The organism is Lentzea nigeriaca (assembly GCF_016907955.1).
Classification (GTDB): domain Bacteria; phylum Actinomycetota; class Actinomycetes; order Mycobacteriales; family Pseudonocardiaceae; genus Lentzea; species Lentzea nigeriaca.
Window position 1 is genome coordinate 299,303 of record NZ_JAFBCX010000005.1, and the last position, 26,578, is coordinate 325,880.

Here is a 26,578-nt window from a genome sequence, read left to right on the forward strand (position 1 = left end):
CGATCAGGAGACCGGCTTGGCCTCGCGCTTCTCCTTGATCTTCGCAGCCTTGCCGCGCAGGTCGCGCAGGTAGTACAGCTTGGCGCGACGCACGTCACCGCGGGTCACGACCTCGATCTCGGAGATGTTCGGCGAGTGCACCGGGAAGGTGCGCTCGACACCGACACCGAAGGAGACCTTGCGGACGGTGAAGGTCTCGCGGACGCCGCCGCCCTGGCGACGGATCACGACGCCCTGGAACACCTGGACGCGCTCGCGCGAGCCCTCGATGACGCGGACGTGGACCTTCAGCGTGTCACCCGCGCGGAAGCTCGGGATGTCGGAGCGCAGCGACTGGGCGTCAAGTGCGTCCAGGATGTTCATCGGTGGTCCTCACGTGTGTCTGTGAACTCCCCAGAGCATGTTCCATGACTGTGCACGACATGATGGGGGTCGGCTAGGAGCGCATGCCGGTTTGGCACCGGCTGCGGCAACTGGTCCAGTGTGCCAGACCAGGCACTCCGGAATGAAATCGGGCTACTCCTCGCCTTCGCGCAGGCGCGCGAGCAGTGCCCGGTCGTGCTTGTCGAACGCGTCCTCAGGCAACGATTCCAGCAGGTCAGGACGCCTTTGGAAGGTCCTGACGAGCGATTGGTCACGCCGCCAGCGGTTGATCAGCTTGTGGTTTCCCGAGCGCAGCACGTCCGGCACGGCGAGACCGCGCCACACCTCCGGCCGCGTGTAGCTCGGGCCTTCGAGCAGCCCGTCCTGGAACGAGTCCTCGGCGTGCGACTTCGGGTTGCCGAGCACACCGGGCAGCAGCCGCGCGACCGCCTCGACGATCGCGAGCACGGCCACCTCGCCGCCGACCAGCACGTAGTCGCCGATGGACACCTCGTCGACGCGCATGCGCCGTGACGCGTCATCGACAACGCGCTGGTCGATGCCCTCGTAGCGGCCGCACGCGAAGACGAGGTGCGATTCGTTCGCGTACTCGTGCGCGACGGCCTGCGTGAACGCGCGTCCAGCCGGCGTCGGCACGATGAGGCGCGTCTGCTCGGTGCACACGTCGTCGAGGGCGGGACCCCAGATGTCGGCCTTCATGACCATGCCGGGCCCACCGCCGTACGGGCTGTCGTCGACGGCCTTGTGCACGTCGTGCGTCCAGTCGCGCAGGTCGTGCACGCCGACGCTGATCAGGCCCTTGTCGATCGCCTTCCCGAGCAACGCGGCACGCAGCGGCGCCAGGTACTCCGGGAAGATCGTGACGACGTCAATCCGCATCGAGCAGGCCCTCTGGCGGGTCGATCACGACACGGCCTCCGCGCACGTCCACGGTGGGCACGATCTCGCGCACGAACGGCACCAGCGCCTCCCCGCGATCACGGATGATCACGAGCAGCTCGCCGCCGGGACCGTGGACGATCTCCTTGACCGTGCCGATCTTCGTGCCGTCGAGGAGTTCGGCCGTGAGCCCTTCGAGCTCGTGGTCGTAGAACTCGTCCGGATCCTCGGTCGGCGGCAGGTCGTCGGTGCTGCCCAGCAGCAACGTGCCGCGCAACGCCTCCGCGACGTCACGCGTGGCGACTTCCTCGAAACGCACGAGCAGCCGCCCGGCATGAGGCCGGGCGGCTGTCACGGTGAGGCTTCGAGACGTGCCGTCACGCAGCTTGGCCTGCATCTTCGCCCCGATCGCGAAACGCATCTCGGGAGAGTCAGTGCGCACGTCAACGGCGAGTTCGCCGGTGATCCCGTGCGCCTTGGCCACACGGCCGACAACTACGTCCATTTGCCCTGAAAGCTCGTTCTCAGCGGTCGGTGTCGACGACGTCGACCCGCACACCACGACCGCCGATACCGGCCATCACGGTGCGCAGAGCCGTCGCGGTGCGACCGCCACGACCGATCACCTTGCCGAGGTCGTCCGGGTGGACGTGGACCTCGAGGGTGCGGCCGCGGCGGGTCGTGACGAGGTTCACCCGGACGTCGTCCGGGTGGTCGACGATGCCGCGAACGAGGTGTTCGAGGGCGTCAGCCAACAAACTCACGCCTCGTCCTTGGGCGCCTCGGCGTCAGCCTTGGGGGCCTCGTCGGCCTTGCGGGCCTTCTTCGCCTTCGGCGTGGTGGCCTCGGTCATCGGCTCCTCGTTCGCGGCGGCCAGAGCGGCGGCGAACAGGTCGGCCTTCGACGGCTTCGGCTCCTTGACCTTCAGGGTGCCCTCGGCGCCCGGCAGGCCCTTGAACTTCTGCCAGTCACCGGTGATCTCCAGCAGACGCTGGACCGACTCGGTCGGCTGCGCGCCGACACCCAGCCAGTACTGCGCGCGCTCGGAGTCGACCGCGATGAACGACGGCTCTTCCTTCGGGTGGTACTTGCCGATCGTCTCGATGGCCTTGCCGTCGCGACGGGTGCGCGCGTCGGCGACCACGATGCGGTAGTACGGCTGGCGGATCTTGCCGAGACGCTGAAGCTTGATCTTGACGGCCACTGGCCTGGTACTCCTTGAACTCTGTGTTGGTGATGCACACGGCCGCGGCCCGGGCAGAGGGGCCGACCGCGGCGGAACAGACGGCAATTGTGCCAGATGGGGGCTGGTGGATCCGAATCGGGTCTCTACACGAACGACGTGACCGCCCCGAGCGCGTCCTTCACCGCCCGCGCGTGCTCGACCGCCCCTGGCGTGTCGCCGTGTACGCACAGCGACTCCGCCTGGGTCTTGATGACCGTGCCGTCGACCGCGACGAGCTCGCCCTGCAGCAGTCTCCTCGCCCGCTCGATGATCTGCGCGGTGTTCGTGAGCAGGGCGTTCGGCTCGCTGCGCGGGACCAGCGTGCCCTGCGGGGTGTAGCCGCGGTCGGCGAACGCCTCCTGCACTGGCCTCAGGCCGGCTGCCACCGCCTTCTTCAGCAGCTGGGAGCCGGGCAGGCCGAGGATCGGGAGGTCCTTGAACGCCTTCGCGCCGTTCACCACGGCTTCCGCCTGCTTCTCGTGGTGCACCGTCGCGTTGTAGAGCGCGCCGTGCGGCTTCACGTACGCGACCTCGGTGCCTGCTGCTCGCGCGCACGCGTCCAGCGCGCCGATCTGGTAGAGGACCTCGTCGGCCAACTCGGTCGGGTCGGCGTCGATGAACCGTCGGCCGAAGCCCGCGAGGTCGCGGTACGACACCTGCGCGCCGATCTTGACGCCGTTCTTCGCGGCTTCCTCGCACACCCTCCGCATCGTCGACGGATCGCCGGCGTGGAAGCCGCACGCGACGTTCGCGCTGGTGATGATGCCCAGCAGCGCGGTGTCGTCGCCTAGCCTCCAGATGCCGAAGCCCTCGCCGAGGTCGCTGTTCAGATCCATCAGATGACACCGGCCGAGAGGAGCAGGAGGGACAGTCCGGGGAGGAAGTTGTTCATCACGTGCGCCACCATGCTCGCCCCGAGGCTGCGGGTGATCAGCCGGGCGACGCCGATGGGGATGGCGATCACGAGGAGCAACCACGTGCGCTGCGGTTCGAGGTGGCTGACCGCGAAGATCACCGTCGTCAGCACGAACGCGGCCCACCGGCTCCAGCCCTGCCGCTCAACGGCACCCCAGAGCAGCCCGCGGAAGATGATCTCCTCGCAGACCGGCCCGATGAAGCTCATGTAGACGAACATCGTGATGGCGGCGGCGAGCGGCAGGTTCGCCTGGCTGAAGAGCTCGCCGACGGCACTCGTGGCGTTCTCCTTGCCGACGATCCTCGCCCACACGGTGGCGGCGGCGTAGGTGAAGACCAGGCCGACCACACCGATCTTGAGACCGAAGACGATGTCGGCCTTGGTCATGCTGAGCCGGAGGTCCACGACGGGCCCGTTGCCGCGGACGTAGGTGATCCCGATGGCGACCGCGGCCGCGAGCACGATCGGCACCAGCGAGCCGACCAGCACGAGCGCGGTCGAACTCTCCAGCGTCGCGCCGTAGCTGTTCCCCACCGCGGTGATGAACACCGCACTGAGGATGAAGACGGCCTCCACCAGTAGAAAAGCGCCAAATCCCCAGCGCTGACCCACCCGCTCCGGCTCCGGGTTGCGGCTGATGTCCCGCACGCTCTCGATGAAGCCTCGCCTCGGCTTCAGGGACTCCGGCTCACTCACGCTCTGCAATCTAGTCACGCCGCGGCTACCCGCGGACCTACAGCGATCTGTGCCACCCACATGATCGGCTCACCTCGCGATCGACGGCTTCTGAAGCACCGATGCACTGTCGGTGCCTCGCGATACGCTTGGAGTGGGGACCGCGATCCCCCTGGGGGAGTGCTGCCGCCCCCGAATCCGAGGCTACTGTGCGGCACTGACGGAAACCGGGCCAAGCATCTGGCCAAAAGATGGTCAGATCGGGTCCCGTCGGATGTCCAACTCCTGGTGAACGGATCGGCACACAAACGCTGCGACTAAACCTCAGCGGCGCAGAGTCGTCTCCTGGCCCATGTGCGAGAGCTTCTCGGGGTTGCGCACCGCGTAGAGCCCGCTGATCCGGCCGTCGTCGATCCGCACCGCGATCACGGTGTCGAGCTCGCCCTCGAACTTGAAGATCAGCGCGGGGTGCCCGTTGACCTGCGCCGGTTCCATCTCCCAGCCGGACGTCTTGGTGAGGCCGCCGAGCAACATGCGCGCCACCTTCGACGCACCCACGACGGGCCTCGCCACGGCCTGCTTCACGCCGCCGCCGTCGCCGAGGAACACGACGTCCGGGGCGAGCAGGTCCAGCAACGCCTGCAGGTCACCGGTCTCGGTGGCGCGCTGGAACGCGGCGAGGGCCTCGCGCGACTCGGCCTGCGTCACCACCTCGCGCGGGCGGCGGGCGGCCACGTGCGAGCGGGCGCGGTGGGCGATCTGGCGGACGGCGGCGGGGTTCTTGTCGACCGCCGTGGCGATCTCGTCGTAGTCCAGGTCGAAGACCTCGCGCAGGACGAAGACCGCGCGCTCGGTCGGGGTGAGGGTTTCGAGGACCAGCATCATCGCCATCGAGACGCTGTCGGCCAGTTCCACGTCCTCGGCGACGTCCGGGGCGGTGAGCAGCGGTTCGGGGAGCCAGGGGCCGACGTAGGACTCCTTGCGGCGGCCCAGGGTGCGCAGCCTCGACAACGCCTGGCGCGTGACGATGCGGACGAGGTAGGCGCGGTGGTTCTCCACCAGGCCGTGCTCGACGTCGGCCCACTTGAGCCACGTCTCCTGCAGCACGTCCTCGGCGTCGGCGGCGGAGCCGAGCATCTCGTAGGCGATCGTGAAGAGCAGGTTGCGGTGGCTCACGAACGCGGTGGTCGCGACGTCCGGCATCGGTGTCCTCCTGAAACGGGTCTCCGCACGAGACGCCGACCGATCGAGGTCTGTGACAGTGTCGTGAGTCACAAACAGGTGCTGTCACAACCGAAGCGCGAGCGGCATCTCGTGGTCGTCAAGCAAGGCCCACGAGGGAGGAAATCATGGAATCGCGCTTCGACCTCACCGCCACCGAGACCGGCGCCAAGATCAGCAAGCGGTTCGCGGGGCTCGGCATGGCGCTGCACCAGACGTCGCTGCCGAGCATCACGGCCGAGCTGGTGAGCCTGCGCGCCAGCCAGCTCAACGGCTGCGGCTTCTGCCTCGACATGCACGTCAAGGAGGCCATCGCCGCGGGCGAGGACCCGATGCGCCTGCACCTGGTGGCCGGGTGGCGGGAGACCACCGTGTTCACCGAGGCCGAGCAGGCCGCGCTGGCGTTCGCCGAGGAGGGCACGCTGCTCACGCGTGAGGGCGTGAGCGACGAGACCTGGGCGAACGTGCGCAAGCACTTCGACGACGAGCAGGTGGCCGCGCTGGTGTGCCTGGTCGGCCTGATCAACGCCGCCAACCGGATGGCCGTGATCACGCACCAGAAGGGCGGGTCGTACCAGGCCGGCGCGCTGTCGGAGTACAACCGCTAGTGGATCCTGCCCCTGAGCATGATCATGCGCGGCGACCGCAGGACGTCAAGGTTCTCGCGAGGGTCCTCGTCGTAGACCACGATGTCCGCGGCCGCGCCTTCGCTCAACGACGGGAAACCGAGCCACTCGCGGGCGTTCCACGACGCGGCGCCGATGGCGTCGGCGGCGCTCATGCCCACACGGTGCAGCGCGATGATCTCGTCGACGATGCGGCCGTGCCGGATGCCGCCGCCCGCGTCGGTGCCCGCGTAGACCGGAACGCCCGCCTCGATCGCCGACGACACGGTGGCCGAGACGCGGGCGTGCAGGTCACGCATGTGGTTCGCGTACGTGGGGTACTTGCCCGCCCGGTCCGCGATGCCGGGGAACGTCTCGATGTTGATCAGTGTGGGCACCAGTGCCGTACCTCGCGAGGCCATCAGCGAGATCATGTCGTCACTGAGCCCGGTGCCGTGCTCGATGCAGTCGATGCCCGCGTTGATCAGGCCGGGCAACGCGTCCTCGCCGAACACGTGGGCCGTCACGCGAGCACCGGCGTCGTGCGCGACCTTGATGGCCTGGGCCAGCTCGTCGTCCGTCCACAGTGGAGCTAGGTCGCCCACGCCGCGGTCGATCCAGTCGCCGACGAGCTTCACCCAGCCGTCGCCGTACGCGGCCTGCTCGGCGACGGCTGACGGCAGGTCCGACTCGATCTCCACGCCGATGTGCGGGAGGTAGCGCTTCGGACGGGCGATGTGGCGGCCCGCCCGGATGATCCGCGGCAGGTCGAGGCGCTCCTGCAACGGCGTGGTGTCGACCGGCGAACCGCAGTCGCGGATCAGCAACGTGCCCGCGTCGCGGTCCGTCAGCGCCTGCTCCACGGCCTCGGGCAGCTCGACGCCACCCTTCGGGCCCAGGCCGACGTGGCAGTGCGCGTCGACCAGGCCGGGAACCAGGAACCCGCCGTCGACAACGGTCTGCGCACCCGGCACCGGCTGGGTGCGCACACGGCCGTTGACCACCCACAGGTCTCGCGGCTCGCCGTCGGGGAGGACGACGCCGCGCAGGTGCATGGTCACTTCTTCTTGTCGTCGCCGTCGAACTTGAACTTCGACGGGTCGAAGCCGGGCGGGAGCTCGTTCAGGCTGCCGCCGAGGTCGGGCAGGCCGCCACCCTGGGGCATGCCGGGCAGGCCGCCGGGAAGACCACCCGGCATGCCGCCGGGGAACATTCCGGGGAAGCCGCCCTTGATCTTCGGGGGCGTCGGGCCGCGTCCGCCCTTGCCCTTCTTCCCCTTCTTGCCCTTCTTCCCGCGACCGCCGCCACCGCCGCCGAAGCCCATCCGGCCGGCCATCGCCGACATCATCTTGCGGGCCTCGAAGAAGCGGTTGACCAGGTCGTTGACGTCGCTGACCTTGACGCCGGAACCGTTGGCGATGCGCAGCCGGCGCGAGGCGTTGATGATCTTGGGGTCGTCGCGCTCCGCGGGGGTCATGCCGCGGATGATCGCCTGGATGCGGTCGAGGTGCTTCTCGTCCAGCATCGCGAGCTGGTCCTTCATCTGACCGGCGCCGGGAAGCATGCCGAGCAGGTTCGCGATCGGGCCCATCTTGCGGATGGCGAGCATCTGCTCCAGGAAGTCCTCGAGCGTCAACTGGCCGGAGTGCAGCTTCTGCGCGGCCTTCTCGGCCTGCTGCTGGTCGAAGTGCTGCTCGGCCTGCTCGATCAGCGTGAGGACGTCACCCATGCCGAGGATGCGCGAGGCCATCCGGTCGGGGTGGAAGACGTCGAAGTCCTCGAGCTTCTCGCCGTTGGACGCGAAGAGGATGGGCTGGCCGGTGACCTCGCGGACAGACAGCGCCGCACCACCGCGGGCGTCACCGTCGAGCTTGGTGAGGACGACACCGGTGAAGCCGACACCGTCGCGGAACGCCGTGGCCGTGTTGACCGCGTCCTGACCGACCATCGCGTCGACCACGAACAGGACCTCGTCCGGGTTGACCGCGGCCCGGATGTCGATGGCCTGCTTCATCATCTCCTCGTCGACACCCAGCCGGCCGGCCGTGTCGACGAGAACGATGTCGTGCTGCTTCGCCTTGGCTTCCTCGATGCCGCGCCGCGACACAGCGACCGGATCGCCCACGCCGTTGCCGGGCTCGGGAGCGAAGACGGGCACGCCCGCGCGCTCACCGACGACCTGGAGCTGCGTGACGGCGTTCGGGCGCTGCAGGTCGGCCGCGACGAGCAGCGGCGTGTGGCCCTGCCCCTTCAGCCACTTCGCGAGCTTGCCGGCGAGCGTCGTCTTACCGGCACCCTGCAGACCCGCCAGCATGATCACCGACGGTGGGTTCTTCGCGAGGTTGAGCCGCCGCGTCTCGCCACCGAGGACGTTGACCAGTTCCTCGTTGACGATCTTCACGACCTGCTGCGCCGGGTTCAGCGCCTGGTGCACCTCGGAACCCTTGGCGCGCTCCTTCACCTTGGCGATGAAGCCGCGCACAACGGGCAGCGCGACGTCGGCCTCGAGCAGGGCGACCCTGATCTCGCGCGCGGTCGCGTCGATGTCGGCGTCGCTGAGCCGGCCCTTGCCGCGAAGGCCCTGGAGAACCGTGGTCAGCCGGTCGGAAAGCGTGGAGAACACGCCGTCCAGACTAGCTAACCGCGATGCCGTGACTGGCCAAGGCCTCCAGCAGGACCGGTGGCCGTCGTCCCACCGGAGCCGTGGAGATCTGCGCGAACCGCAACCCGGCCTTCACCGCCGCACCGTCCGACACGGGGTCGTCGCCCACGTACAGCGTCTCCGACGGGTCGACGTCGAGCCTGACGCACGCCGCCTCGAACGCCCGGACGGACGGCTTGGAGAACCCGATCTCGTACGACAGCAGGAAGGCGTCCACGGACAACGACTCGCGCGCGAAGACGCCCCGGATGTCCCACGAGATGTTGCTCAGCACCCCGACCTTCAACGGCCGCGCGGCAGCCAGAGCCGCGGCCGTGTCGGCGTACGGCAGCCAGAACGCCGGGTCGTGCAGGCGCTGGAAGAGCGGGTCGGGCATGGTCAGGCCAGCCAGCCGGAACAGGGTCCAGTGGGCGGAGCGGTTCGCCAGGACGGTCAGGTCGCGGGCCTCCCACACCGCGCGCTCGGCGGCGTTCATGCGCGCGATGTACGGCGCCGGGGCCCGCAGGACCGAGAGATGCTGAGGTGACAGCCACTGGTGGGTGGGACGCCCGAACAGGGTGCCTGCGAAGTCGAATACAACCGCCTTGATCACGACACCATGATGCGCAGACCACCCGACGTTCCCGCACGGGTGAGCAGCGTCACGCCGCCGAAACCGGCCGGCACCCAGCCCGCCTCGAAGCGCGACCGCATCGAGGAACCACGACGGACGTGGCGTTCGAACGCGTGCACGCGCACCACACGGCGGCGGGCGATCTGGCCGTCGAGGGCCTGCGCGGCGGACGCCTCCAGCCACAGGAAGTGGCGCGGGCGCCTCGCCAGGAGGCCGGCGAGGACCAGCATGAAACGGGTGCCGGGGCGGGTGGACGGCTCGTGCACCACCAGGAGCCCGGCGCGGAAAAGCGCTGCCCAGAACACGCGGAGGCGGTGCGTGAGGTGCACGAAGACGCGCCAGTACTTGTACGGCAGGGGAAGACGCGGTTCGAGCCAGACGCGCACCTGGTCGGAGTCGAGCACGGTGACCGGCTCCTCCGCGTCCAGGCGGGTGAGCAGCGTCGTCTTGCCCGCGCCGGGGATGCCGGCGAGGACCACGAGCGACCGGGGCTGCACTCGGACGGCGGTGGTCTGCGTGTTCAACACGGCGGTCATGTCCTAGAAGACGTGTTGACCTTCCCTCTCGTTCAGTTTGGTCCGATTTATGGCGAAATGCACAGGATTCAGCGCCAGACGACCGCCAGGTACCGTCCGCGAAACCTGCGATGCCGATCACCTGGCCGTCCTCGGACAGGCCCGACACGGCGCTTCGGTCCGCCTCTGGCAGGACGGGCAGCATCGTCTGCGCACCGGCCGCGTCCCAGGTCACCGTCCACGAACCGACTGTGCCCGCGATCACACCCGCGTTGTCGACCTTCGACGCCGCCGACGGTGCCGCCACGGCGTCGGCAGCCTGGTTGTGGCCGAGTCGCAAGGCGCCGTGGTTGTCGTAGACGTAGAGGCCGCCGCCGTCGGTCCACCGGGCAAGCTCGGTGACCCCTGTTTCGGCGACGGCGGGGGCGCCACCCGGTGGCGCACAGGGGAAACACCGGCCGGAGAGTCCGGCGGTGCCATTGCGCGGTGCCTCCCCCGACGCCGCCAATGATCACCGCCAGCCTGCCCCGGCCGGGTCAACCCGTCCAGAAAGTGTTCCACCCCTCGAGGACGCTTTCCGGACACCACAAGACTGCAGGGTGCCGGAACCACTTAGGAGCGTGAGCACCCGGAGAGGTTGTGCGTAGTGCTACTCAACCTCTACCTGGCCGCCTCCAGCACCGCCCGTTCGATCCGGCGCCGATCCAGGTCCGCGCCCGCGATGCTGAACGAGTCGACGACCGTCGCACCCAGCGTGGACACACGCGCCCACTGCACGTCGACACCGCACTGCTCCAACGCACCGGCGACCTTGTGCAGCAGCCCGATCCGGTCGGCCGCACGCAGCTCCAGCACCACCGCACCGCTCGCCTCGTCGTCGAACCACAGCACCTTCGCTGGCGGCGGGTCCTGGGGCGGGCCGCCGTAGTCGCGTTCCTTCGCGGCGAGCTTGTCCGCCAACGGCAGCGAGCCCTCGATCGCCCTGGACAGCTGTTCCCGCAGCAGCGACGCGTCCGGCAGCGAGCCGAACCGCGGCGACACCGTGAACGCGTCCACCGTCGCCCCACCGTGCGAGCGCAACGTCGCCGCGTGGACCTCCAGCGAGTTCAACGCGAGCACGCCGGCCGCCTTGGACAGCATTCCCGGACGGTCCGGCGCGAGCACCGTCACGATCGCCGCGTGGTCCTGCTTCTCCAGCAGCACGTCCGGTTTCCCCGACGCCGCAACACGTTCCGCCATCGCCACGTGTGTGGGATCGAGCGGTTCCGGCTTGGGCAACGCCTCCCCGGCCATCGCCTTGCGACAGCGCTTGACCAGATCGGCCAGCAGCGAAGCCTTCCAGTCCGTCCACACACCGGGCCCGGTCGCCAGCGAGTCCGCCTCCGCCAACGCGCACAGCAGTTCGAGCAGGACCGCGTCGCCACCGAGCGTCTCCACGACCCGGTGCACGGTCGCCTCGTCCTCGACATCACGCCGGGTCGCGGTGTGGGGCAGCAGCAGGTGGTGCCGGACCATCATCGACAGCGTCTCGACGTCCTGCGGCCACAACCCGATCCGCTCACCGATCTGGGTCGCCAGCGCGGCGCCCACCTCGGAGTGGTCCTGCTGCCGGCCCTTGCCGATGTCGTGGATCAACGCGCCCAGCAGCAACAGGTCCGGCCGCGACACCGTGGTCGCCAGCCGCGCGGCCTGCGCGACCGTCTGCACCAGGTGCCGGTCGACCGTCCACATGTGCGCGGCGTCGCGCGGCGGAAGGTCCCGCACCGCACCCCACTCGGGGAACAGCCGACCCCACAAACCCGTGCGGTCCAACGCTTCCACGACATCCACGAGCCCGCTGCCGCTGCCCAGCAACGCCAGCAGCTCCTCGCGGGCCTCCCGCGGCCACGGCTGGCGCAGCTCCGGCGCCGAGTCCGCGAGCCGCGTCAACGTGCCGGCCGCGATGGGGTGCTTGCTGCGAGCGGCAGCCGTGGCGACCCGCAACAACAACGCCGGATCACGGCTCGGCACCGCGTCACGGGCCAGCGACACCTCGGACCCGTGCAGCACAACGCCTTCGTCCAGCGGTCTGCGCGGCGGCTGTCCCCGCAGGAACGCCCCGAGGCCACGCTTCGGCGCGGCGGCACGAGCCGTCCGCATCGCGACGTCGAACGCGTAGACAACCGTTCGTGCGGCGGAGGAAAGCGAACGCGCCAAAGCGAACCGGTCGGTCAGCCCCAGTGCCGACGCGACCTCGTCCCCGTCCTGCGCCCGCAGCACGTCACGTGGTTTCCGTGCCACCCGGCGAAGTTCGGTGCGCACGTCCAGGAGCAGTTTGCGGGCCTCGCCGACATCCGCGGACGGCCGGTCCACCAGCTGCGCGACGGACAACGCGTCCAGAATGGTCAGGTCGCGCAGACCACCGCGACCGTGCTTCAGATCGGGTTCGACGCGGTGCGCGATCTCACCACCACGCCCCCAGCGCTTCTGCGACGACTCGGAGATCTCGTCCAGGCGGTTGCGCACGTTGCCGCGCCACGCCTGCCGCGCGCCCTCGGCGAGCTTCTGCGAGACCTCCTGGTCGCCGGCGATGTGCCGGATGTCCAGCAGTCCCAACGCGGTCCGCAGGTCACCGGCGGCGACCCTGAGCGCCTCACCGACCGTGCGGACGGAGTGGTCGAGGCCGATGCCGGAGTTCCACAGCGGATACCAGAGCTTTTCAGCGATCTGATCGATGTTCTTCACGCCGTTGTGCACGAGCACCAGATCGAGGTCGGAGTAGGGCACGAGCTCACGCCGCCCCAGCCCGCCGACCGCCACGAGCGCGATACCCGATCCGGATATCCCCGCTCCCCCCGCGTGTTTGGTCAACCAGAACTCGTGCAGGTCCACGAGTGCTTCGCGCAGAGGTTCGGCGGCCAAGCGACGACGACCTGGCGCGAGCAGCCGTTCGCGTGCTCGCACCAGGTCGTCAGCCGTGACGACGGCCGTTTCGTTGTTCTCCACGGGCCGTCTCCTCAGTTTGTAGTGCTGTGATCGTCAGCCTTTGCCTCGTATTCCGATGGTCAGACGGGTGCATCGCGGGTCCGGCCCCCGCCCCTCATGTCGGGCATATGGGGGGCGGGGGCCGGGGCCGCGAGGTGCCCTGCTGAGCACCGGAAGACGCGGTGATGGTTGGCGGTCACAGCACTAGAGCGCATCCGATCCGCGTTCGCCGGTGCGCACCCGCACCACGGCGTCGACCGGAGTGACCCAGACCTTGCCGTCACCGATCTTGCCGGTGCGGGCCGCCTCGACCACGGCTTCCAGAACCTTGTCGACCTGGTTGTCGTCCACGACGACCTCGACCTTGATCTTGGGCACGAAGTCGACGGAGTACTCGGCACCCCGGTAGACCTCGGTGTGGCCCTTCTGGCGGCCGTAGCCCTGCACCTCGCTGACGGTCATGCCCAGCACCCCGAGCTGTTCCAGGGAGCTCTTCACGTCGTCGAGCGTGAACGGCTTGATGATCGCGGTGACCAGCTTCATGACTTGTTGCTCCCCTCGAGAACCGCGGTCGCACCCGCAGTCACACTGCCCTTGTTCGCACCGCGAGCGCTGGAGAACGCGCCGAACTCGTACGCCGACTCAGCGTGCTCCGCCTCGTCGATTCCGGCGACCTCGGACTCCTCGTCAGCGCGGAAGCCGACCGTCTTGTTCACCACGAACGCGATGACGTAGGTGAGGACGAACGAGAAGGCGAGCACCGCGACGGCCGCGATCGCCTGCTTGCCCAGCTGGCTGAACCCGCCGCCGTAGAAGAGGCCGTCGGCGCCGGCCGAGTTGACGCTGGTGGTGCCGAAGAAGCCGATCAGCAGCGTGCCGACGAGACCACCGACGAGGTGGACACCCACGACGTCGAGCGAGTCGTCGTAGCCGAAGCGGAACTTGAGGCCGACGGCGAGGCTGCACAGCGCACCGGCGATCACGCCGATCGCGATGGCACCGAGCGGGCTGACGAACGCACAGGCCGGGGTGATGGCGACGAGGCCGGCGACGGCACCGGACGCGGCACCCAGGGTGGTGGGCTTGCCGTCGCGGAACTGCTCGACGAGCAGCCAGCCGAGGACGGCGGCGGCGGTGGCGACGGTGGTCGTGGTGAACGCGACCGCGGCGGTCTCGTTGGCGGCCAGCGCCGAACCGGCGTTGAAGCCGTACCAGCCGAACCACAGCAGAGCGGCACCGAGCAGCACGAACGGCAGGTTGTGCGGGCGCATCGGCTCCTTCGGCCAGCCCTTGCGCTTACCGAGCACGAGCGCGACCGCGAGGCCCGCGGCACCGGCGTTGATGTGGACCGCGGTACCACCGGCGAAGTCGAGCGCCTTGAGGTTGTTGGCGATCCAGCCACCGACCGTGGAGCCGTCCGCGCTGGAGAACGCGAAGACCCAGTGCGCGACCGGGAAGTACACGATCGTGACCCACAGGCCGATGAACAGGGTCCAGCCCCAGAACTTCGCGCGGTCGGCGATCGCGCCGGAGATCAGCGCGGGCGTGATGATCGCGAACATCAGCTGGAACATCACGAATGCGAGCACCGGGGTCTGGTGGTCGGCCGCGCCGGTCAGCTGCCCGATCACGCCCTTCAGCCCGATGTTGCCGAAGTTGCCCAGCAGACCGGCGCCTAGGTCGTTGCCGAACGCCAGGCTGTAGCCGTACAGCACCCAGAGGACGCTGACCACGGCCAGGGAAATGAAGCTCATCATGAGCATGTTCAGGACGCTCTTGGAACGGACCATGCCCCCGTAGAAGAAGGCCAGGCCCGGCGTCATGAGCATGACCAGCGCTGCGCTGATCAGCACCCAGGCCGTGTCACCTGTGTTCACGTCGACCTCCACTGCACGTCGGTTGCAGGGAGCATCGAGACGTCCTGTTTCACCCACTTACGTGGAACGTTTCGCGGAAGTGAACTGACGACCTGGACGTGTTACGTCTACGTTTCACGGGGTTCACGGTCACGATTCCGCACCCTCACGGTGCCAGGCCGATAACGACGAGTGACCTAGGTCTTCCCTCTTCCGAGGCAATCGACCGCACCAGGCGGGCCTGCTGGATACCGTCGGCTGATGCGTGTCATCGGGATCGCATTGGTCGTCGTGGCCTGTTCGGCGTTCGTCGCGTTCGTGGTCGCCATGTCCAGCGTCAGCTTCTTCCCCTACGCCCCGCAAGGCGGCCAGGCGGGAACGACCACGCCGCCGGGGCCCACACCCCGGGAGCTGAAGGTCACCGTCGCGAGCGCGCACGGATGGGACGTCATCACGCAGGGAGAGCAGGTGGTCGGCGAGGTCCGGCCGACGACGGGAACCTGCGCCGATCCCTTCGACGCGATGAAGGTCGTCCCGCACTCCGGCCACACCAGGGTGACGTTGGAGGTGCGGCCGCAGCCGCAGCAGCAGCTCGTCATCACCGCGATCCGGCTCCGGGCGGACGCAGTCACGCCCCAATACCGCAAGGCGAAGTACCTGTACCACTGCGCCGGCCCTGCCGAACCAGCCGCCACCCGAGTGCAGGTCGACGCGGCCAAGCAGACCGTGTACGCCGTCGCGGGTTCGTTCCCGCAGCAGGTGCCGGAGGAGGGCTACCGGCAGGACGTCGAGGTCAAGGTGCACGGCGACATGGCCGCCGACTGGCAGGTCGAGGTCGACTACACGCTCGACGGCGTCACCAGGACCCAGCTCGCTCCGGCGCTCCAGGGACTGGTCACCGAACCCCGGCCGGCGGACGCTGACGGGCATTTCTCGTGGTGCGGGCAGCGATGGCGGCCTGACGAACGTTGCTGAGGGCGCTTTCCCGGACGCCGGGAAAGCGCCCCTTCGCCACTTGACTAGCGGACCGAGAACGGTCCAGCCGGAACCTTCGGCTCCGCGGACATGATCGACGCCTCGGCAGGAGGCTCGACCGCGGCACACGTGGTGCCGTTGCGCGGCAGCTTCAGCGACACCAGGTACTCGTCGTTGATCTTGTGAGTGCACTCGCTGCGCCGGTAGACGCCGTGGCCCCAGCCCTCGTAGGTCACGAAGACGGTGGTGTCACGGGACTGACGGTGCGCGTTGACGGCCCACTCGTACGCGGTCGCCGGGTCGTGCTTGGCGTTGGTGAGCAGGATCTTCGGCGCGTTCTTGATCTTGAGCGGGCGCTGCGGGTTCGTGGCTTTCGGGAACCCGATGCAGCTCATCGTGGCGCTGTGGCCGAGCGCTGAGCCACGGGTGTTCGGCGCGATGGCGTTCTCCATCCTCACCAGCGACTGGTACTCGCCCCACGAGCTGACGCGGAGGTTGTAGTCGTTGCAGAAGATGCCGGGGAACGGGTTGGCGCGCGTCTCGACCGCGAACGCCGAGTTCGCCGCCGCCACCGGCTTGCCGTCGACGAGCTGCTTGACCTCCTCGGCGAACCGCTGCCAGCCGGGGCCGTAGGCCATGCTGACCACGCCGCCGCCCAGGTCCTCAGGCGTCATCTTGACGTTCGGGTCCCACGGAGCGGGCAGCTCGCCGCGCTCGGCCTTCGCCATCAGGTCCTTCCAGATCTTGCGGAGGTCCTGGCCGTAGAACGGCGACGTCTTGGTGCGGTCGTTCCACTTCACCCACTCCTGGAACGAGTCCTCTGCGGTGCGCGCCTCGGACGCGACGAACTGCCGGGTGCCCAGGCTGTGGTCCATGTTGGAGTCGATGATCATGGCGCGGATGTTCTTGCCGAAGCGCTCCGCGTAGTGCTGCCCCATGATCGTGCCGTACGAGATGCCGTAGTAGTTGATCTTCTTCTCGCCCAGCGCACGACGGATCGAGTCGATGTCCTGCGCCACGTCGGCGGTCGAGGCGTGGTCGAAGATCGCACCGCTCTGCTGGCGGCAGTCGGCGCGCAGCTCCTTGTTGAACGCGACCAGCTTCTCGTACTCGGCCGCGGTCTTCGGGTACTCCGACGGCTGCTTGGCGAGCAGGTCGGCGGAGCACTTGATCGGCTGCGACCGCGCGACACCGCGCGGGTCGAAGCCGATGACGTCAAACTTGTCGACGATCTCCTTGCTGAAGTAGCTGTCGGCGCTGAAGGAGAAGTTGACGCCGGAGCCGCCGGGGCCACCGGGGTTGATGACCATCGCGCCGATCTTGTTCGCTTGGTCGTTCGCCTTGCGGCGGGACACGGCCAGCTTGAACTTCTCACCGCCCGGCTTGGCGTAGTCGATCGGCAGCTCCAGGAAGCCGCAGTCGATCGTCGGCACCTCGGCGCACGGCTTCCAGTCGATCGCGCTGACGTCGAACTCCGGCTGCCCCTCCGGAGCCGCGAACGCGAGCGAAGAACTACCCAGTACCAGTGCAGAACTCGCGAGCGCGGCCCCGAGGACGCGCACCATCGGTTGCATGGATTTCCTCCCTAGATCCCCAAGCACTGCGGGAGGAAACGCTTCCACCGATCGTGTGACGTGGACAACCGACCGAGGTAGGGCAAAGAATCAGCCTGTAGTCGGACAACCACCCCTAGTTACTACTTTTGGCCCACAACGTTCGTAGGTGGTCCAGGCCGTCACTCGTAGGGGTGCCCACGACGCGGAGTCGCGCCATCCCTCCGTCGGGATAGATGTCGAGCCGCACCTGCGTGGCCTCGACGGCGTCCACGACGAACCGGTGCCGCGTGTCGGGCTGCAGCCGGGTGCGCGGCAGAACGTCGAACCACGTCTCGGGGTCCTTGCGCTCGTCACAGCCGCTCACCGACGCCCAACCGGGCGCGTTGCCCTTGAAGTGGCTGGTGTCGAGCTCGACCAGCTGCACGACGCCGGGTGCGGCGAGCCGGACGGACACCCAGTCGTTGCCGTCGTCACGCCGGCGCGCGGTCTCCCAGCCCTCGCCCATGACCGTGGCCTGGCCGGGCGCGATGAGGTTGTTGGGCGAGCTGTAGAACATGTTGCTGCAGCCGGTGACGACAGCGCCGTTCTCCAGCGCGGCGAGGTCGATGCCGGGGACGAGCAGCCGCGGGTCCGCGACCGGTTCGCCGTGGACGCGCAGCCTCGCGACACCGCCGTCGGGGTCGATGGTGAGGCGGACGTGCGTGACGCGGCGGTCTTCGCGCACGTCGAAGAAGTGCTTCTCGTCGCCCTTCAGCGCGGACCGTTCGACCAGCGGGAACCAGTCGGTGATCTCCTCCGCGGACGGGTAACCGTCGACCTGGGCGCCCTCGACCCAGCAGAACGGCGGGTAGTTGCCCTTGAAGAACGCCGTGTCGACGACGACTCCCCTGACCACACCGGGCATGCCGAGCCGGACCACCGCCTGGTCGACCCCTGCCTCACGACGGCGCCTGGTCTCCCAGCCGTCGTAGATCTGTCCTTTGTGGCCGAAGGTGTAGGTCTGGTAGACCGGCTCGGCTGGCTTGATCAGGTTCTCCCGCTCGGCGAACAGCTCGTCGTTCGCCCACACCACGCCACCCCCGACCGCGCGTGAGGCGAGATCGGGCAGCCGGGTCCACTCCGTCATGCTTCTCCTCTGCGTAGCAACTTGCCTTGGGTCTCGCCGATTTCCTTACCGCGCAACCAGGTTTGCCGGACCACACCGTGCAGGGTGCGGCCGTGGTAGGGCGTGACCGGGTTGCGGTGGTGAAGCTTGTTCTTGTCCACCACGAACGTCTCGTCCGGCGCGAACACCACGAGGTCGGCGTCCTTGCCGGGTTCGATGGCGCCCTTCGTCTCCAACCCGACCTGGCGGGCCGGGTGGGCGGACATCCAGCGGACGACGTCGGTGAGGTGGAAGTCCCGTTCCCGTGCCCCCGTCCACACCGCGGGAAGACCGAGCTGCAGCGACGCGATGCCGCCCCAGGCCGTGGCGAAGTCGCCTTCCTTCAGGTCCACCGTGCTCGGCGAGTGGTCGCTCACCACGAGGTCGATGAGGCCTTCCCGCAGCCCCCACCACAGGGCCTCGCGGTTCGCCTCCTCGCGGATCGGCGGGCAGCACTTGAACTCCGTCTGCCCGTCACGGATCTCCTCCGCGGTGAACGTGAGGTAGTGCGGGCACGTCTCGGCGCTGATCGGCAACCGGTCGCGCTTCGCGGCCTCCAGGATCGACAACGCGTCCGACGACGACAGGTGCAGGATGTGGGTGCGGGCACCGGTCCTGCGGGTCAGCTCCACGACGTCGCTGATCGCCCGGTTCTCGGCCTCACGCGGCCGCGACGCCAGGAACCCCGCGTAGTCCGGCTCGGCGTCACGAACCGTGTGCGCGTCCTCGGCGTGCACGATCGTCAACGCGTCGAGCGTCGCCAGCTCCCGCAGCGCCGCTTCCAGCTCGGCCGTGGTGACGGCGGGGAACTCGTCGACGCCGGAGTGCAGCAGGAAGCACTTGAAGCCGAACACCCCGGCGTCGTGCAACGGCTTCAGGTCGGCCAGGTTGCCTGGCACGATGCCGCCCCAGAACCCGACGTCCACCGACACGTTCGCCGCGGCCTTGCGCTTGATCTCCAGCGCCTCCAGCTCCACCGTCGGCGGGATGCTGTTGAGCGGCATGTCGATGATCGTCGTGACGCCACCGGCGGCAGCGGCCTTCGTGGCGGTCTCGAAGCCCTCCCACTCGCTGCGACCGGGGTCGTTCACGTGCACGTGGGTGTCGACGAGACCGGGCAGCAGCACCTCGTCGTCCGCGAGGTGCACGACGTTCGGCGAGTCGATGTGCTGCTCGACGGCGACGATCCTGCCGTCGACGACACCGACGTCGCACGCGATCTCGCCCTGCGGGGTGATCACCCTGCGGGCGCGGAAGACGAGGTCCATGCCGCTCACTCTGACACCCAGTCGCGGGCGATGCGACTGCCGAGTTCGGTGAGGAGCGACTCAGCCCGCGCCATGCACCTCGTGATATCGGGTTCGACGTCCAACAGCGCGTAGGCGGCCTTCAGCCCCAGCTCACCGGGTTCGACCGAGCACTGGCCGGCGACCGCGACCACCGGCACGTCGCCCGAGGCCTTGACCACCCCGAACGGCGCCTTGCCGTGCCTGGTCTGAGCGTCCAGCGATCCCTCGCCCGTGATCACCAACGACGCGTCCGCCACGGCGTCGGCGAACCCGACCAGCTCCAGCACCACCTCGATGCCGGGCCGGAACCGCGCGCCCAGCGCCGCGAGCGCGGCGAACCCGATGCCGCCCGCCGCACCGGCTCCCGGCCGTTCCGCGTGATCGAACCCGATTCGCCGCGCGAAGGCTTCGAGCCTGGCTTCGAGGATCTCGACCTGATCGGGTGAGGCGCCCTTCTGCGGCCCGTAGACCGCGGCGGCGCCACTGGGCCCGAGCAGCGGGTTGTCCACGTCCGACGCCAGCACGAGGTCGACACCGTCGAACGACGTTCCGCCCAGCGCCTCCAGCATCCCCGCGCCGCCATCCGTGCAGGCGCTGCCGCCCAGCCCGAGCACGATCGTGGTGCAACCGACGTCCAGCGCGGCTTTCAGCAGCTCACCGACACCGTGGCTGGTCGCGTCAAGCGGTGCCGGCGCGTCGAGCAACGTGAGCCCGGCCGCCGAGGCCACCTCGACCACGGCGGTCGTGCCGCGGACGGCGAACGACGCGGGCACGGGCTTCCCGACCGGCCCGCTCACCCACCGCCCGACCTTCACGAACCCGGCGGCGACGGCGGCGTCGACCGTGCCGTCACCGCCGTCCGCCACCGGGAGGAGGCGCACGTCCACGTCCGGGGCCGCCTCCCGCAGGCCGCGGGCCACAGCCGCCGCAACCCGCGGGGCGCTCAGCGACCCCTTGAACTTGTCCGGCGCGATGAGTACGCGGGGAGCTTTCGTACTCTCCTGGAGGACGAAAGGGCCCCGCGTGCCGTCAGGCAGCGTCACGGGACGGGCTCGTATTCGCGCATGGCGGCGATTGAGGTGCCGTTCGCGGTGTTGCCCTCGCGCTCGATCATGATCTCGACGAGCACCGGGCGTTGCGTGCGGTCGGCCTCCTTCCGCGCCCACTCCAGCGAGCCGCGGATCTCGCCCGGATCGGCCACGCGGACGCCCGAGCAGCCGTAGGCCTCCATGATCTTGACGTTGTCCGAGCCGGTGGTGTCGTAGTGGATGTCGACCTCGTACTTCATGTCGTAGCCACCGTGGTCCTCCGCCATCCGGATCAGGCCGAGGTACTCGTTGTTCAGCATGATCAGCACGAACGGCACCTCGTACTGGGCGCCGACCGCGAGCTCCTCCACCAGGAACTGGAACGAGTAGTCGCCGACGATGCCGACGACCTCGGCGTCGGCCTGTGACTTTTTCAGGGCCTTCTTGACCCCGATGGCCGCCGGGATCTCCCAGCCGAGCGGACCGGCCTGGCCGCACACCTGGTAGTGGCGCGGCTTGTGCGCCTTCTGGTGCTGGCCGGACCAGATCTGGTAGAGCCCGATGGCCGTGACGAAGTAGGTGTCCGGGCCGTAGAACTCGTTGATCTCCTTGAACACCCGCGGCGCCTTGACCGGCACGGCGTCGAAGTCCTCGCGGCGCAGCAGCGTCCGCTTGAGCTCCTGGCACCGGTCGACCCACGCGCCCTTGTTCCGAGGGCCGTGCTGCTTCGCCTTGTCCAGCAGGGCCTTCAGGAACAGCTTCGTGTCCGCGACGATCCCGAGATCCGGTCCGAAGACCTTGCCGATCTGCGTGGGTTCGACATCGACGTGGATGAACTTGCGGTCGCCGCGGTAGGTCGCGAGGTCGCCGGTGTGCCGGTCGCCGAACCGCGCGCCCAGCGCCAGCACCAGGTCGGACTCCAGGAACGACGCGTTGCCGTAGCGCTGCGACGTCTGGATGCCGGTCATGCCCGCGTAGAGCGGGTGGTCCTCGTCGATCGCGCCCTTCCCCATCAGCGTGGCCTGGATGGGGATCTGCAGGAACTCGGCCAGCTCCAGCAACTCGGCGGACGCCTCGCCGAGGATGACGCCGCCACCGGCGAGCAGCAGCGGGCGTTCGGCGGCCAGCAGCATCTCCAGCGCCCGTTCCACCCGTGCGTCACTCGGCGCGCTTTTCTGCACCGGCAACGGCTCGTCGATGGTGGAGTCCCACTCGATCTCCTGCTTCTGCACGTCGATCGGCAGGTCGATCAACACCGGCCCCGGCCGGCCGGAGCGGGCGATCCGGAACGCCTCGCGGAAGATCCACGGCATCTGCGCGGCCTCCTTGACCTGCACCGCCCACTTCGTGACCGGCGCGGCGATCGAGACGATGTCGACGGCCTGGAACGCCTCCTGGTGCAGCTTCGACACCGCGGCCTGGCCGGTGATGCACAGGATCGGCACGGAGTCGGCCTGCGCGGTGTAGAGGCCGGTGATCATGTTCGTGCCGGCCGGGCCCGAGGTGCCGATCGCGACGCCGACGTTGCCGGTCGTGCGCGACCAGCCGTCGGCCATGTGCGTGGCGCCCTCCTCGTGCCGCACGATGAGGTGCTCGATGGAGCCGTCCTGCTCCATCGCCTTGTACAGCGGCAGGATCGCGGCGCCGGGGCAGCCGAACACGGTGTCGATGCCCTCGGACTTCAGGACCTCGACGACCGCCTGCATGACGGGGATCTTCGGCATGTGTCAGGCCCTTCCCGCGAAGTTCTCGATGACCTTGAGCAGCGCGGAGTGGTCGAGCGAGCCGTAACCCTGCGCGCGGGCCGCCGCGACCAGTGCGGCGATCTGGTTGGTGACCGGCAGCGCGACGTCGGCGGCGCGTGCCGCGTCCAGCGCGATGCCCATGTCCTTGTGGTGCAGGTCGATCCGGAAGCCGGGTTGGAACTCGCGCGCGATCATGGTCTCGCGCTTGAGGTCCAGGATCCGGTTGGCCGCGAGGCCGCCCGCGAGCACGTCCAGGCCCGCCTTCGGGTCGACGCCGGACGCCTCCAGCAACACGATCGCCTCGGCGACCAGCGCGTAGATGCCACCGACCATCAGCTGGTTCGCGGCCTTCACGACCTGGCCCGCACCGTGCGGTCCGACGTGGACGATCGTCTTGCCGACGACCTCCAGGAACGGCCTGGCGGCGGCGAAGTCTGCTTCCTCGCCTCCGACCATGATGCTGAGGGACGCCTGCAGGGCACCGGTCTGGCCGCCTGACACGGGCGCGTCGAGCACGCGGACGTGGGAGAGCTTGCGCGCGATCTCGATCGACGTGGACGGGCGGATCGTGCTCATGTCGATCAGCAACGTGCCGTCGTCGAACGTCACCTCGTTGATGACCGCCTCGACCTGCGGGTGGTTCGGCAGCATCGTGATGACGACCTCGGCGCCGCTCACAGCCTCCTGCGCTGACGATGCGGCTTTGCCACCGTTGGCGACGAGCTTTTCCAAGGACGCCGAGCTGAGGTCGAAGCCCGTCACATCGTGCCCGGCGGCTACGAGGTGAGCCGCCATCGGGCTGCCCATGATGCCGAGTCCGATGAAACCGATCCTGGTCATGCGTTGCCCCTCCAAGCGAAGGAGTGGGTGACGGGCTTGTACTCGGCGCCGACGAAGCCCGTGTAGCCGTTGGCGCGGAGCTTGGCGAGATGCCCGAAGAGGTCGAGCTCGCCGGTGCCGGGCTCACCGCGTCCGGGAGCGTCGGCGATCTGCACGTGACCGATGCGGTCGACGTGGTCGGCGAGGGTGTCGAGGTCGTCGCCGTTCGTGGCGAGGTGGTAGAGGTCGGCGAGCAGCTTCACGTTGCCGCGGTCGATCTCGTCTATGAGCTCGAACGCCTGGTGGGTGGTCTTGATCGGGTACTTCGGCGCGCCGCTCAGCGGTTCGACCACGATCTGCGCGCCGGCCTCGGCCGCGACGTCGGCGGCGAAGCGGTAGTTGGAGATGGTCTGCGCGGTGGTCTCGAAGTTGCCGTGCAGCGCGTTGAGCGTGCGGCAGCCGAGGCGGGCCGCGATGGCGACGGTGACCTCGACGTTCGTCCGGAACTCGGTCTCCCGGCCCTGCCAGCTCGCGAGGCCGCGGTCGCCCGCCGGCATGTCGCCCGCGTAGAAGTTGAGGCCGACCAGGCGCACACCGGCGTCCTCGATGGCGCTCTCGAACGCCTCGATCTCGCGCGTCTCCGGTACGGCGTCCGCGAAGGGCCACCAGATCTCGACCGCGTCGAACCCTGCGGCCCGCGCGGCGGCCGGGCGCTCCAGCAACGGCAGTTCCGTGAAGAGCATGGACAGGTTTGCGTCGAACATCTCTATGCTCAGTCCTTCCACAATGCGGAAGTTTAATTTCACTCTACGGAGAGACTAGACATCTCACTTGGCTGCGGTCAAGAATGTGGAAACTGGATTCCGCGATACAGAAACTTGGAGAGCCGTGGACAGCTTCAACAGCGCCCCGGAGGCCGAACTGCGACCTCTGCTCACCGAGTGCCTCGCGGTACCCCGCTGGGTCGACGCGATAGTGGCAGGCAGGCCGTACGCGTCGATGGATGCACTCCTCGCGGCTTCTCACGTTGCCGCACAAGGACTTTCCGACGAGGAGGTGCTCGGAGCCATCGCCGGGCACCCGCGCATCGGCGAACGACAGAAGACAGGTGGGGTGTCGGCGACGTGGTCGCGGTCCGAACAGTCCGGTGTGGACAGCTCGCAGGCTGATCGCCTGGCGGCTGCGAACGCCGCGTACGAGGATCGGTTCGGGCACATCTACCTGGTGTGCGCGACCGGCCTGAGCGGTGCGGAGATGCTCGACAACCTGTCCTCACGAATGGACAACCCGCCGGATGTCGAGCTCCGCGTCGTCAACGACGAACTCGCGAAGATCGCCGCCTTGCGGCTGCAGAAGCTGATCGGGAGCTGAACAACATGGCCATCGTCCTGGGTCCCAACCAGTACGGCAAGGCGGAGAACCGCCTCGTCACGGTGTCGCGCAACGGTTCCGTGCACACGATCAAGGACCTGACGGTCAGCACGTCGCTGCGCGGCGACCTCGCCGACACGCACCTCACCGGCGACAACGCCAAGGTGCTCGCGACCGACACGCAGAAGAACACCGTCTACGCGTTCGCCAAGGAAGCCCCGGTCGGTGAGATCGAGGACTTCGCGCTGCGCCTCGGCCGTCACTTCGTCTCGTCGCAGGAGGCGATCACCGGCGCTCGGGTGTTGATCGACGAGCACGGCTGGGAGCGCATCGACGGCCACGACCACTCGTTCGTGCGCGGCTCGGACGAGAAGCGCACCACTGCCGTGACTATCGAGGGCTCCCAGGCGTGGGTCGTGTCCGGCGTGCGTGACCTGGTGGTGCTGAAGTCGACCGGTTCGGAGTTCCACGGCTACCCGAAGGACCCGTACACGACGCTGAAGGAGACCAACGACCGCATCCTGGCGACGTCGGTGACCGCGCGCTGGCGCTACGTCGGCACTGACGTGGACTGGGCGAAGTCGTTCACCGAGATCCGCTCGATCATGCTGAAGACGTTCGCGGACAAGCACTCCCTGTCGTTGCAGCAGACGCTCTACGCGATGGGCGAGGCCGTGCTGAACGCCCGCCCGGAGGTGGCCGAGGTGCGGCTCTCCATGCCGAACAAGCACCACTTCCCGGTGGACCTCAGCCCGTTCGGCCTGGAGAACGACAACGAGGTCTTCTACGCCGCCGACCGCCCGTACGGCCTCATCGAGGGTTCGGTACTGCGGGACGACGCCCCGGACGCCGGTCTGGCCTGGAGTACTTTGCCAGCCTTCTGAACACCACGGGATTCAGGAGAGCGGCAGGCGAGTCCACCATGTGCACGACGCGCACGAACCGCCGGAACACGTCCTGATCGTGTACGAGCGCGACCTGCCACTTCTTCAGGTACCAGCCGAACGCGCGCTTGAACGGCCCAGGCGGCGCGTGGGCACCGTCCACCCAGCCCTCGTCGGCGTTGCTGGACAGCACCCACGCGCTCTCCGCCGTCTTCGCGACCTTCCGCTGGAAGTCCCTGCACCCCTTGGCACTGAAGTCGGCGTGCCTCCGGAACACCAACGCGGCCATCGCGGCCACCGTCATCCCCTGCCCGTACACGGGGTTGAACACGCACACCGCGTCCCCGACCGCCACCAGCCCACCGGGCCACCCCGGCGTCCGCTCGAACGCGAAGCGACGACTGGCCGTCCGCGCGAACAGGTACGCGGGTGTGAGGGGTTCGGCGTCCGCGAGCATCCCGGCGATGGGCCCGCGCAACGAGTCGAGGAACCGCTGGAACCCCTCCGGATCCCGCGGCGGGTGATCACCACCGGCCCCCTGCGCCGTGACCATCAACCGATCCCCCTCGATGCGCATGACGATGCCGCCACGCGGGGTGTGCGGCGAGGCCAGCGACTCGGCCACCACGACGGGAAAGTCCTTCGGCGCCGTGTAGATCCGGGTCGCGTACCCGGTCCGCGAGTCGACCTCGTCCGGCTCCGGCACCACGATCCCCGCCTCGGCCAGCCACTTCGGCAACTTCGACGAGCGCCCGGACGCGTCCACCACGAGCTCCGCGTCGACCCGCCCGTCCCCCGTCAGCACACCGTCCACAGTGGAGCCGCAGAACGACAACCCGGTGACGTGCACGTCGTCCATGATCTTCGCGGTGACCCGCCGCCGGACGTGCGTCTCCAGCAACGGCCTGCTCGCCACCAGCAGCGGCAGCCCGGTCCGTGTCGAGGCCACCCACCCCAGCGGGTTGAGAATCCGCATCTCCCCGGCGTCCATCAGGTGCGCACCCGCCTGCACGAGCTCGTCGTACAGGCCGGGAAACAGCCCCTCCATGATCTCGCCGCCGCGCACGAGCAACCCGTGCACATGCCTGCCCTGCGGTACTCCCGCCCGGTACTCGGGCTGGCCGGACAGCTTGTCGCGCTCCAAGACCACCACGTCGTCGAACGACTCGGTCAACACCCGAGCCGCCAACAAGCCGGCGATTCCCCCACCGATCACCACGGCCTTCATGAAGCCATTGAACCAGGCGTCTGC

General features: G+C 68.7%; 28 protein-coding genes. 5 read left to right on the top strand and 23 right to left on the bottom strand.

Features of this window, described 5'->3' with window-relative positions; genetic code table 11:
• Positions 1 to 3: 3 nt before the first annotated feature.
• The 8 genes from rplS to JOD27_RS19535 all read right to left on the bottom strand — a co-directional run bounded on the left by rplS (position 4) and on the right by JOD27_RS19535 (position 5,282).
• Positions 4 to 363, bottom strand: coding sequence for a 50S ribosomal protein L19 (gene rplS / locus JOD27_RS19500; protein WP_204763652.1), 360 nt, complete (start codon positions 361 to 363; stop codon positions 4 to 6).
• A 153-nt stretch (positions 364 to 516) separates the two neighbouring features.
• A complete protein-coding gene (gene trmD / locus JOD27_RS19505) occupies positions 517 to 1,263 on the bottom strand; it encodes a tRNA (guanosine(37)-N1)-methyltransferase TrmD (protein WP_204763653.1) in 747 nt (248 codons plus the stop codon).
• Positions 1,253 to 1,768, bottom strand: coding sequence for a ribosome maturation factor RimM (gene rimM / locus JOD27_RS19510; protein ID WP_204763654.1), 516 nt, complete (start codon positions 1,766 to 1,768; stop codon positions 1,253 to 1,255). Before rimM ends, trmD begins: the two co-directional genes overlap by 11 nt.
• Positions 1,769 to 1,787: 19 nt before the next feature.
• Entirely contained in the window at positions 1,788 to 2,027 is a 240-nt protein-coding gene (locus JOD27_RS19515) for an RNA-binding protein (protein WP_030468017.1), read from the bottom strand.
• Positions 2,024 to 2,467 carry a 30S ribosomal protein S16 gene (gene rpsP / locus JOD27_RS19520; protein WP_204763655.1) on the bottom strand — a complete coding sequence of 148 codons (444 nt, stop codon included), beginning with the start codon at positions 2,465 to 2,467 and terminating at the stop codon, positions 2,024 to 2,026. The genes JOD27_RS19515 and rpsP overlap by 4 nt, the downstream gene beginning before the upstream one ends.
• Positions 2,468 to 2,592: 125 nt before the next feature.
• Entirely contained in the window at positions 2,593 to 3,324 is a 732-nt protein-coding gene (locus JOD27_RS19525) for a LamB/YcsF family protein (RefSeq protein ID WP_204763656.1), read from the bottom strand.
• Positions 3,324 to 4,100 (bottom strand): type II CAAX endopeptidase family protein, encoded by a 777-nt coding sequence (locus tag JOD27_RS19530; protein ID WP_204763657.1) that lies wholly within the window; start codon positions 4,098 to 4,100, stop codon positions 3,324 to 3,326. Before JOD27_RS19530 ends, JOD27_RS19525 begins: the two co-directional genes overlap by 1 nt.
• 303 nt (positions 4,101 to 4,403) lie before the next feature.
• On the bottom strand, positions 4,404 to 5,282 hold the full coding sequence (locus JOD27_RS19535; protein WP_204763658.1) for an RNA polymerase sigma-70 factor: 879 nt from the start codon (positions 5,280 to 5,282) through the stop codon (positions 4,404 to 4,406).
• A gap of 146 nt (positions 5,283 to 5,428) precedes the next feature.
• Between JOD27_RS19535 and JOD27_RS19540 the strand changes: the two genes are divergently transcribed.
• Positions 5,429 to 5,908 carry a carboxymuconolactone decarboxylase family protein gene (locus tag JOD27_RS19540; RefSeq protein ID WP_204763659.1) on the top strand — a complete coding sequence of 160 codons (480 nt, stop codon included), beginning with the start codon at positions 5,429 to 5,431 and terminating at the stop codon, positions 5,906 to 5,908.
• Here JOD27_RS19540 and JOD27_RS19545 read toward each other — a convergent pair.
• From JOD27_RS19545 to JOD27_RS19560, 4 genes are read right to left on the bottom strand one after another with little or no spacing between them, the layout of a single operon-like run.
• Positions 5,905 to 6,960 (bottom strand): amidohydrolase family protein, encoded by a 1,056-nt coding sequence (locus tag JOD27_RS19545; protein ID WP_204763660.1) that lies wholly within the window; start codon positions 6,958 to 6,960, stop codon positions 5,905 to 5,907. The genes JOD27_RS19540 and JOD27_RS19545 overlap by 4 nt on opposite strands.
• Positions 6,961 to 6,962: 2 nt before the next feature.
• Positions 6,963 to 8,528, bottom strand: a complete 1,566-nt coding sequence (gene ffh / locus JOD27_RS19550; protein WP_204763661.1) for a signal recognition particle protein — start codon at positions 8,526 to 8,528, stop codon at positions 6,963 to 6,965.
• 10 nt (positions 8,529 to 8,538) lie between these two features.
• Positions 8,539 to 9,159 (bottom strand): HAD family hydrolase, encoded by a 621-nt coding sequence (locus tag JOD27_RS19555; protein WP_204763662.1) that lies wholly within the window; start codon positions 9,157 to 9,159, stop codon positions 8,539 to 8,541.
• On the bottom strand, positions 9,156 to 9,716 hold the full coding sequence (locus JOD27_RS19560) for an AAA family ATPase (RefSeq protein ID WP_204763663.1): 561 nt from the start codon (positions 9,714 to 9,716) through the stop codon (positions 9,156 to 9,158). Before JOD27_RS19560 ends, JOD27_RS19555 begins: the two co-directional genes overlap by 4 nt.
• A gap of 110 nt (positions 9,717 to 9,826) precedes the next feature.
• Here JOD27_RS19560 and JOD27_RS19565 point away from each other — a divergent pair, with 110 nt between their 5' ends.
• Positions 9,827 to 10,054, top strand: coding sequence for a hypothetical protein (locus JOD27_RS19565; protein ID WP_204763664.1), 228 nt, complete (start codon positions 9,827 to 9,829; stop codon positions 10,052 to 10,054).
• Between the two features lie 301 nt (positions 10,055 to 10,355).
• Here the strand turns inward: JOD27_RS19565 and JOD27_RS19570 are convergent, their stop codons facing one another.
• From JOD27_RS19570 to JOD27_RS19580, 3 genes are all read right to left on the bottom strand, one after another.
• Positions 10,356 to 12,680, bottom strand: a complete 2,325-nt coding sequence (locus JOD27_RS19570; protein WP_204763665.1) for a [protein-PII] uridylyltransferase — start codon at positions 12,678 to 12,680, stop codon at positions 10,356 to 10,358.
• Positions 12,681 to 12,863: 183 nt separating this feature from the next.
• Positions 12,864 to 13,202, bottom strand: a complete 339-nt coding sequence (locus JOD27_RS19575) for a P-II family nitrogen regulator (protein ID WP_204763666.1) — start codon at positions 13,200 to 13,202, stop codon at positions 12,864 to 12,866.
• A complete protein-coding gene (locus tag JOD27_RS19580) occupies positions 13,199 to 14,488 on the bottom strand; it encodes an ammonium transporter (RefSeq protein WP_239567936.1) in 1,290 nt (429 codons plus the stop codon). Before JOD27_RS19580 ends, JOD27_RS19575 begins: the two co-directional genes overlap by 4 nt.
• A 288-nt stretch (positions 14,489 to 14,776) precedes the next feature.
• Between JOD27_RS19580 and JOD27_RS19585 the strand changes: the two genes are divergently transcribed.
• Complete coding sequence (locus JOD27_RS19585; protein ID WP_204763668.1) at positions 14,777 to 15,490, top strand: hypothetical protein; 714 nt, start codon at positions 14,777 to 14,779, stop codon at positions 15,488 to 15,490.
• A gap of 44 nt (positions 15,491 to 15,534) precedes the next feature.
• Here the strand turns inward: JOD27_RS19585 and JOD27_RS19590 are convergent, their stop codons facing one another.
• The 7 genes from JOD27_RS19590 to JOD27_RS19620 form a co-directional block, all read right to left on the bottom strand.
• Complete coding sequence (locus tag JOD27_RS19590; RefSeq protein WP_204763669.1) at positions 15,535 to 17,064, bottom strand: alpha/beta hydrolase; 1,530 nt, start codon at positions 17,062 to 17,064, stop codon at positions 15,535 to 15,537.
• Positions 17,065 to 17,179: 115 nt separating this feature from the next.
• The gene (gene alc, locus JOD27_RS19595) at positions 17,180 to 18,172 is read right to left on the bottom strand and encodes an allantoicase (protein ID WP_204763670.1); all 993 of its coding nucleotides are present in this window, start codon (positions 18,170 to 18,172) and stop codon (positions 17,180 to 17,182) included.
• Positions 18,169 to 19,458, bottom strand: a complete 1,290-nt coding sequence (allB, locus tag JOD27_RS19600; protein ID WP_204764010.1) for an allantoinase AllB — start codon at positions 19,456 to 19,458, stop codon at positions 18,169 to 18,171. The genes alc and allB overlap by 4 nt, the downstream gene beginning before the upstream one ends.
• Positions 19,459 to 19,463: 5 nt before the next feature.
• Complete coding sequence (locus JOD27_RS19605) at positions 19,464 to 20,516, bottom strand: glycerate kinase family protein (protein WP_204764011.1); 1,053 nt, start codon at positions 20,514 to 20,516, stop codon at positions 19,464 to 19,466.
• A gap of 2 nt (positions 20,517 to 20,518) precedes the next feature.
• Positions 20,519 to 22,231 (bottom strand): glyoxylate carboligase, encoded by a 1,713-nt coding sequence (gene gcl / locus JOD27_RS19610; RefSeq protein ID WP_204763671.1) that lies wholly within the window; start codon positions 22,229 to 22,231, stop codon positions 20,519 to 20,521.
• Positions 22,232 to 22,234: 3 nt separating this feature from the next.
• Positions 22,235 to 23,092 carry an NAD(P)-dependent oxidoreductase gene (locus JOD27_RS19615; protein ID WP_204763672.1) on the bottom strand — a complete coding sequence of 286 codons (858 nt, stop codon included), beginning with the start codon at positions 23,090 to 23,092 and terminating at the stop codon, positions 22,235 to 22,237.
• A complete protein-coding gene (locus tag JOD27_RS19620) occupies positions 23,089 to 23,835 on the bottom strand; it encodes a hydroxypyruvate isomerase family protein (RefSeq protein ID WP_204763673.1) in 747 nt (248 codons plus the stop codon). Before JOD27_RS19620 ends, JOD27_RS19615 begins: the two co-directional genes overlap by 4 nt.
• Positions 23,836 to 23,920: 85 nt before the next feature.
• On the opposite strand from JOD27_RS19620, the gene uraD reads away from it, so the two are divergent.
• Both uraD and pucL read left to right on the top strand, forming a co-directional pair.
• Positions 23,921 to 24,442 carry a 2-oxo-4-hydroxy-4-carboxy-5-ureidoimidazoline decarboxylase gene (uraD, locus tag JOD27_RS19625; protein WP_307830216.1) on the top strand — a complete coding sequence of 174 codons (522 nt, stop codon included), beginning with the start codon at positions 23,921 to 23,923 and terminating at the stop codon, positions 24,440 to 24,442.
• A 5-nt stretch (positions 24,443 to 24,447) separates the two neighbouring features.
• The gene (pucL, locus tag JOD27_RS19630) at positions 24,448 to 25,326 is read left to right on the top strand and encodes a factor-independent urate hydroxylase (RefSeq protein WP_204763675.1); all 879 of its coding nucleotides are present in this window, start codon (positions 24,448 to 24,450) and stop codon (positions 25,324 to 25,326) included.
• Here the strand turns inward: pucL and JOD27_RS19635 are convergent.
• Positions 25,253 to 26,554 (bottom strand): FAD-dependent oxidoreductase, encoded by a 1,302-nt coding sequence (locus tag JOD27_RS19635; RefSeq protein WP_204763676.1) that lies wholly within the window; start codon positions 26,552 to 26,554, stop codon positions 25,253 to 25,255. The genes pucL and JOD27_RS19635 overlap by 74 nt on opposite strands.
• Positions 26,555 to 26,578: the final 24 nt, after the last annotated feature.

What these genes read in the sequence shown, in the direction of transcription:
- rplS (WP_204763652.1), bottom strand. Translation starts at nt 363, where the DNA reads ATGAACATCCTGGACGCACTTGACGCCCAGTCGCTGCGCTCCGACATC.
- trmD (WP_204763653.1), bottom strand. Translation starts at nt 1,263, where the DNA reads ATGCGGATTGACGTCGTCACGATCTTCCCGGAGTACCTGGCGCCGCTG.
- rimM (WP_204763654.1), bottom strand. Translation starts at nt 1,768, where the DNA reads ATGGACGTAGTTGTCGGCCGTGTGGCCAAGGCGCACGGGATCACCGGC.
- JOD27_RS19525 (WP_204763656.1), bottom strand. Translation starts at nt 3,324, where the DNA reads ATGGATCTGAACAGCGACCTCGGCGAGGGCTTCGGCATCTGGAGGCTA.
- JOD27_RS19535 (WP_204763658.1), bottom strand. Translation starts at nt 5,282, where the DNA reads ATGCCGGACGTCGCGACCACCGCGTTCGTGAGCCACCGCAACCTGCTC.
- JOD27_RS19540 (WP_204763659.1), top strand. Translation starts at nt 5,429, where the DNA reads ATGGAATCGCGCTTCGACCTCACCGCCACCGAGACCGGCGCCAAGATC.
- JOD27_RS19545 (WP_204763660.1), bottom strand. Translation starts at nt 6,960, where the DNA reads ATGCACCTGCGCGGCGTCGTCCTCCCCGACGGCGAGCCGCGAGACCTG.
- JOD27_RS19560 (WP_204763663.1), bottom strand. Translation starts at nt 9,716, where the DNA reads ATGACCGCCGTGTTGAACACGCAGACCACCGCCGTCCGAGTGCAGCCC.
- JOD27_RS19565 (WP_204763664.1), top strand. Translation starts at nt 9,827, where the DNA reads ATGCCGATCACCTGGCCGTCCTCGGACAGGCCCGACACGGCGCTTCGG.
- JOD27_RS19575 (WP_204763666.1), bottom strand. Translation starts at nt 13,202, where the DNA reads ATGAAGCTGGTCACCGCGATCATCAAGCCGTTCACGCTCGACGACGTG.
- JOD27_RS19580 (WP_239567936.1), bottom strand. Translation starts at nt 14,488, where the DNA reads ATGCTCATGACGCCGGGCCTGGCCTTCTTCTACGGGGGCATGGTCCGT.
- JOD27_RS19585 (WP_204763668.1), top strand. Translation starts at nt 14,777, where the DNA reads ATGCGTGTCATCGGGATCGCATTGGTCGTCGTGGCCTGTTCGGCGTTC.
- JOD27_RS19590 (WP_204763669.1), bottom strand. Translation starts at nt 17,064, where the DNA reads ATGCAACCGATGGTGCGCGTCCTCGGGGCCGCGCTCGCGAGTTCTGCA.
- alc (WP_204763670.1), bottom strand. Translation starts at nt 18,172, where the DNA reads ATGACGGAGTGGACCCGGCTGCCCGATCTCGCCTCACGCGCGGTCGGG.
- allB (WP_204764010.1), bottom strand. Translation starts at nt 19,458, where the DNA reads ATGGACCTCGTCTTCCGCGCCCGCAGGGTGATCACCCCGCAGGGCGAG.
- gcl (WP_204763671.1), bottom strand. Translation starts at nt 22,231, where the DNA reads ATGCCGAAGATCCCCGTCATGCAGGCGGTCGTCGAGGTCCTGAAGTCC.
- JOD27_RS19615 (WP_204763672.1), bottom strand. Translation starts at nt 23,092, where the DNA reads ATGACCAGGATCGGTTTCATCGGACTCGGCATCATGGGCAGCCCGATG.
- JOD27_RS19620 (WP_204763673.1), bottom strand. Translation starts at nt 23,835, where the DNA reads ATGTTCGACGCAAACCTGTCCATGCTCTTCACGGAACTGCCGTTGCTG.
- pucL (WP_204763675.1), top strand. Translation starts at nt 24,448, where the DNA reads ATGGCCATCGTCCTGGGTCCCAACCAGTACGGCAAGGCGGAGAACCGC.
- JOD27_RS19635 (WP_204763676.1), bottom strand. Translation starts at nt 26,554, where the DNA reads ATGAAGGCCGTGGTGATCGGTGGGGGAATCGCCGGCTTGTTGGCGGCT.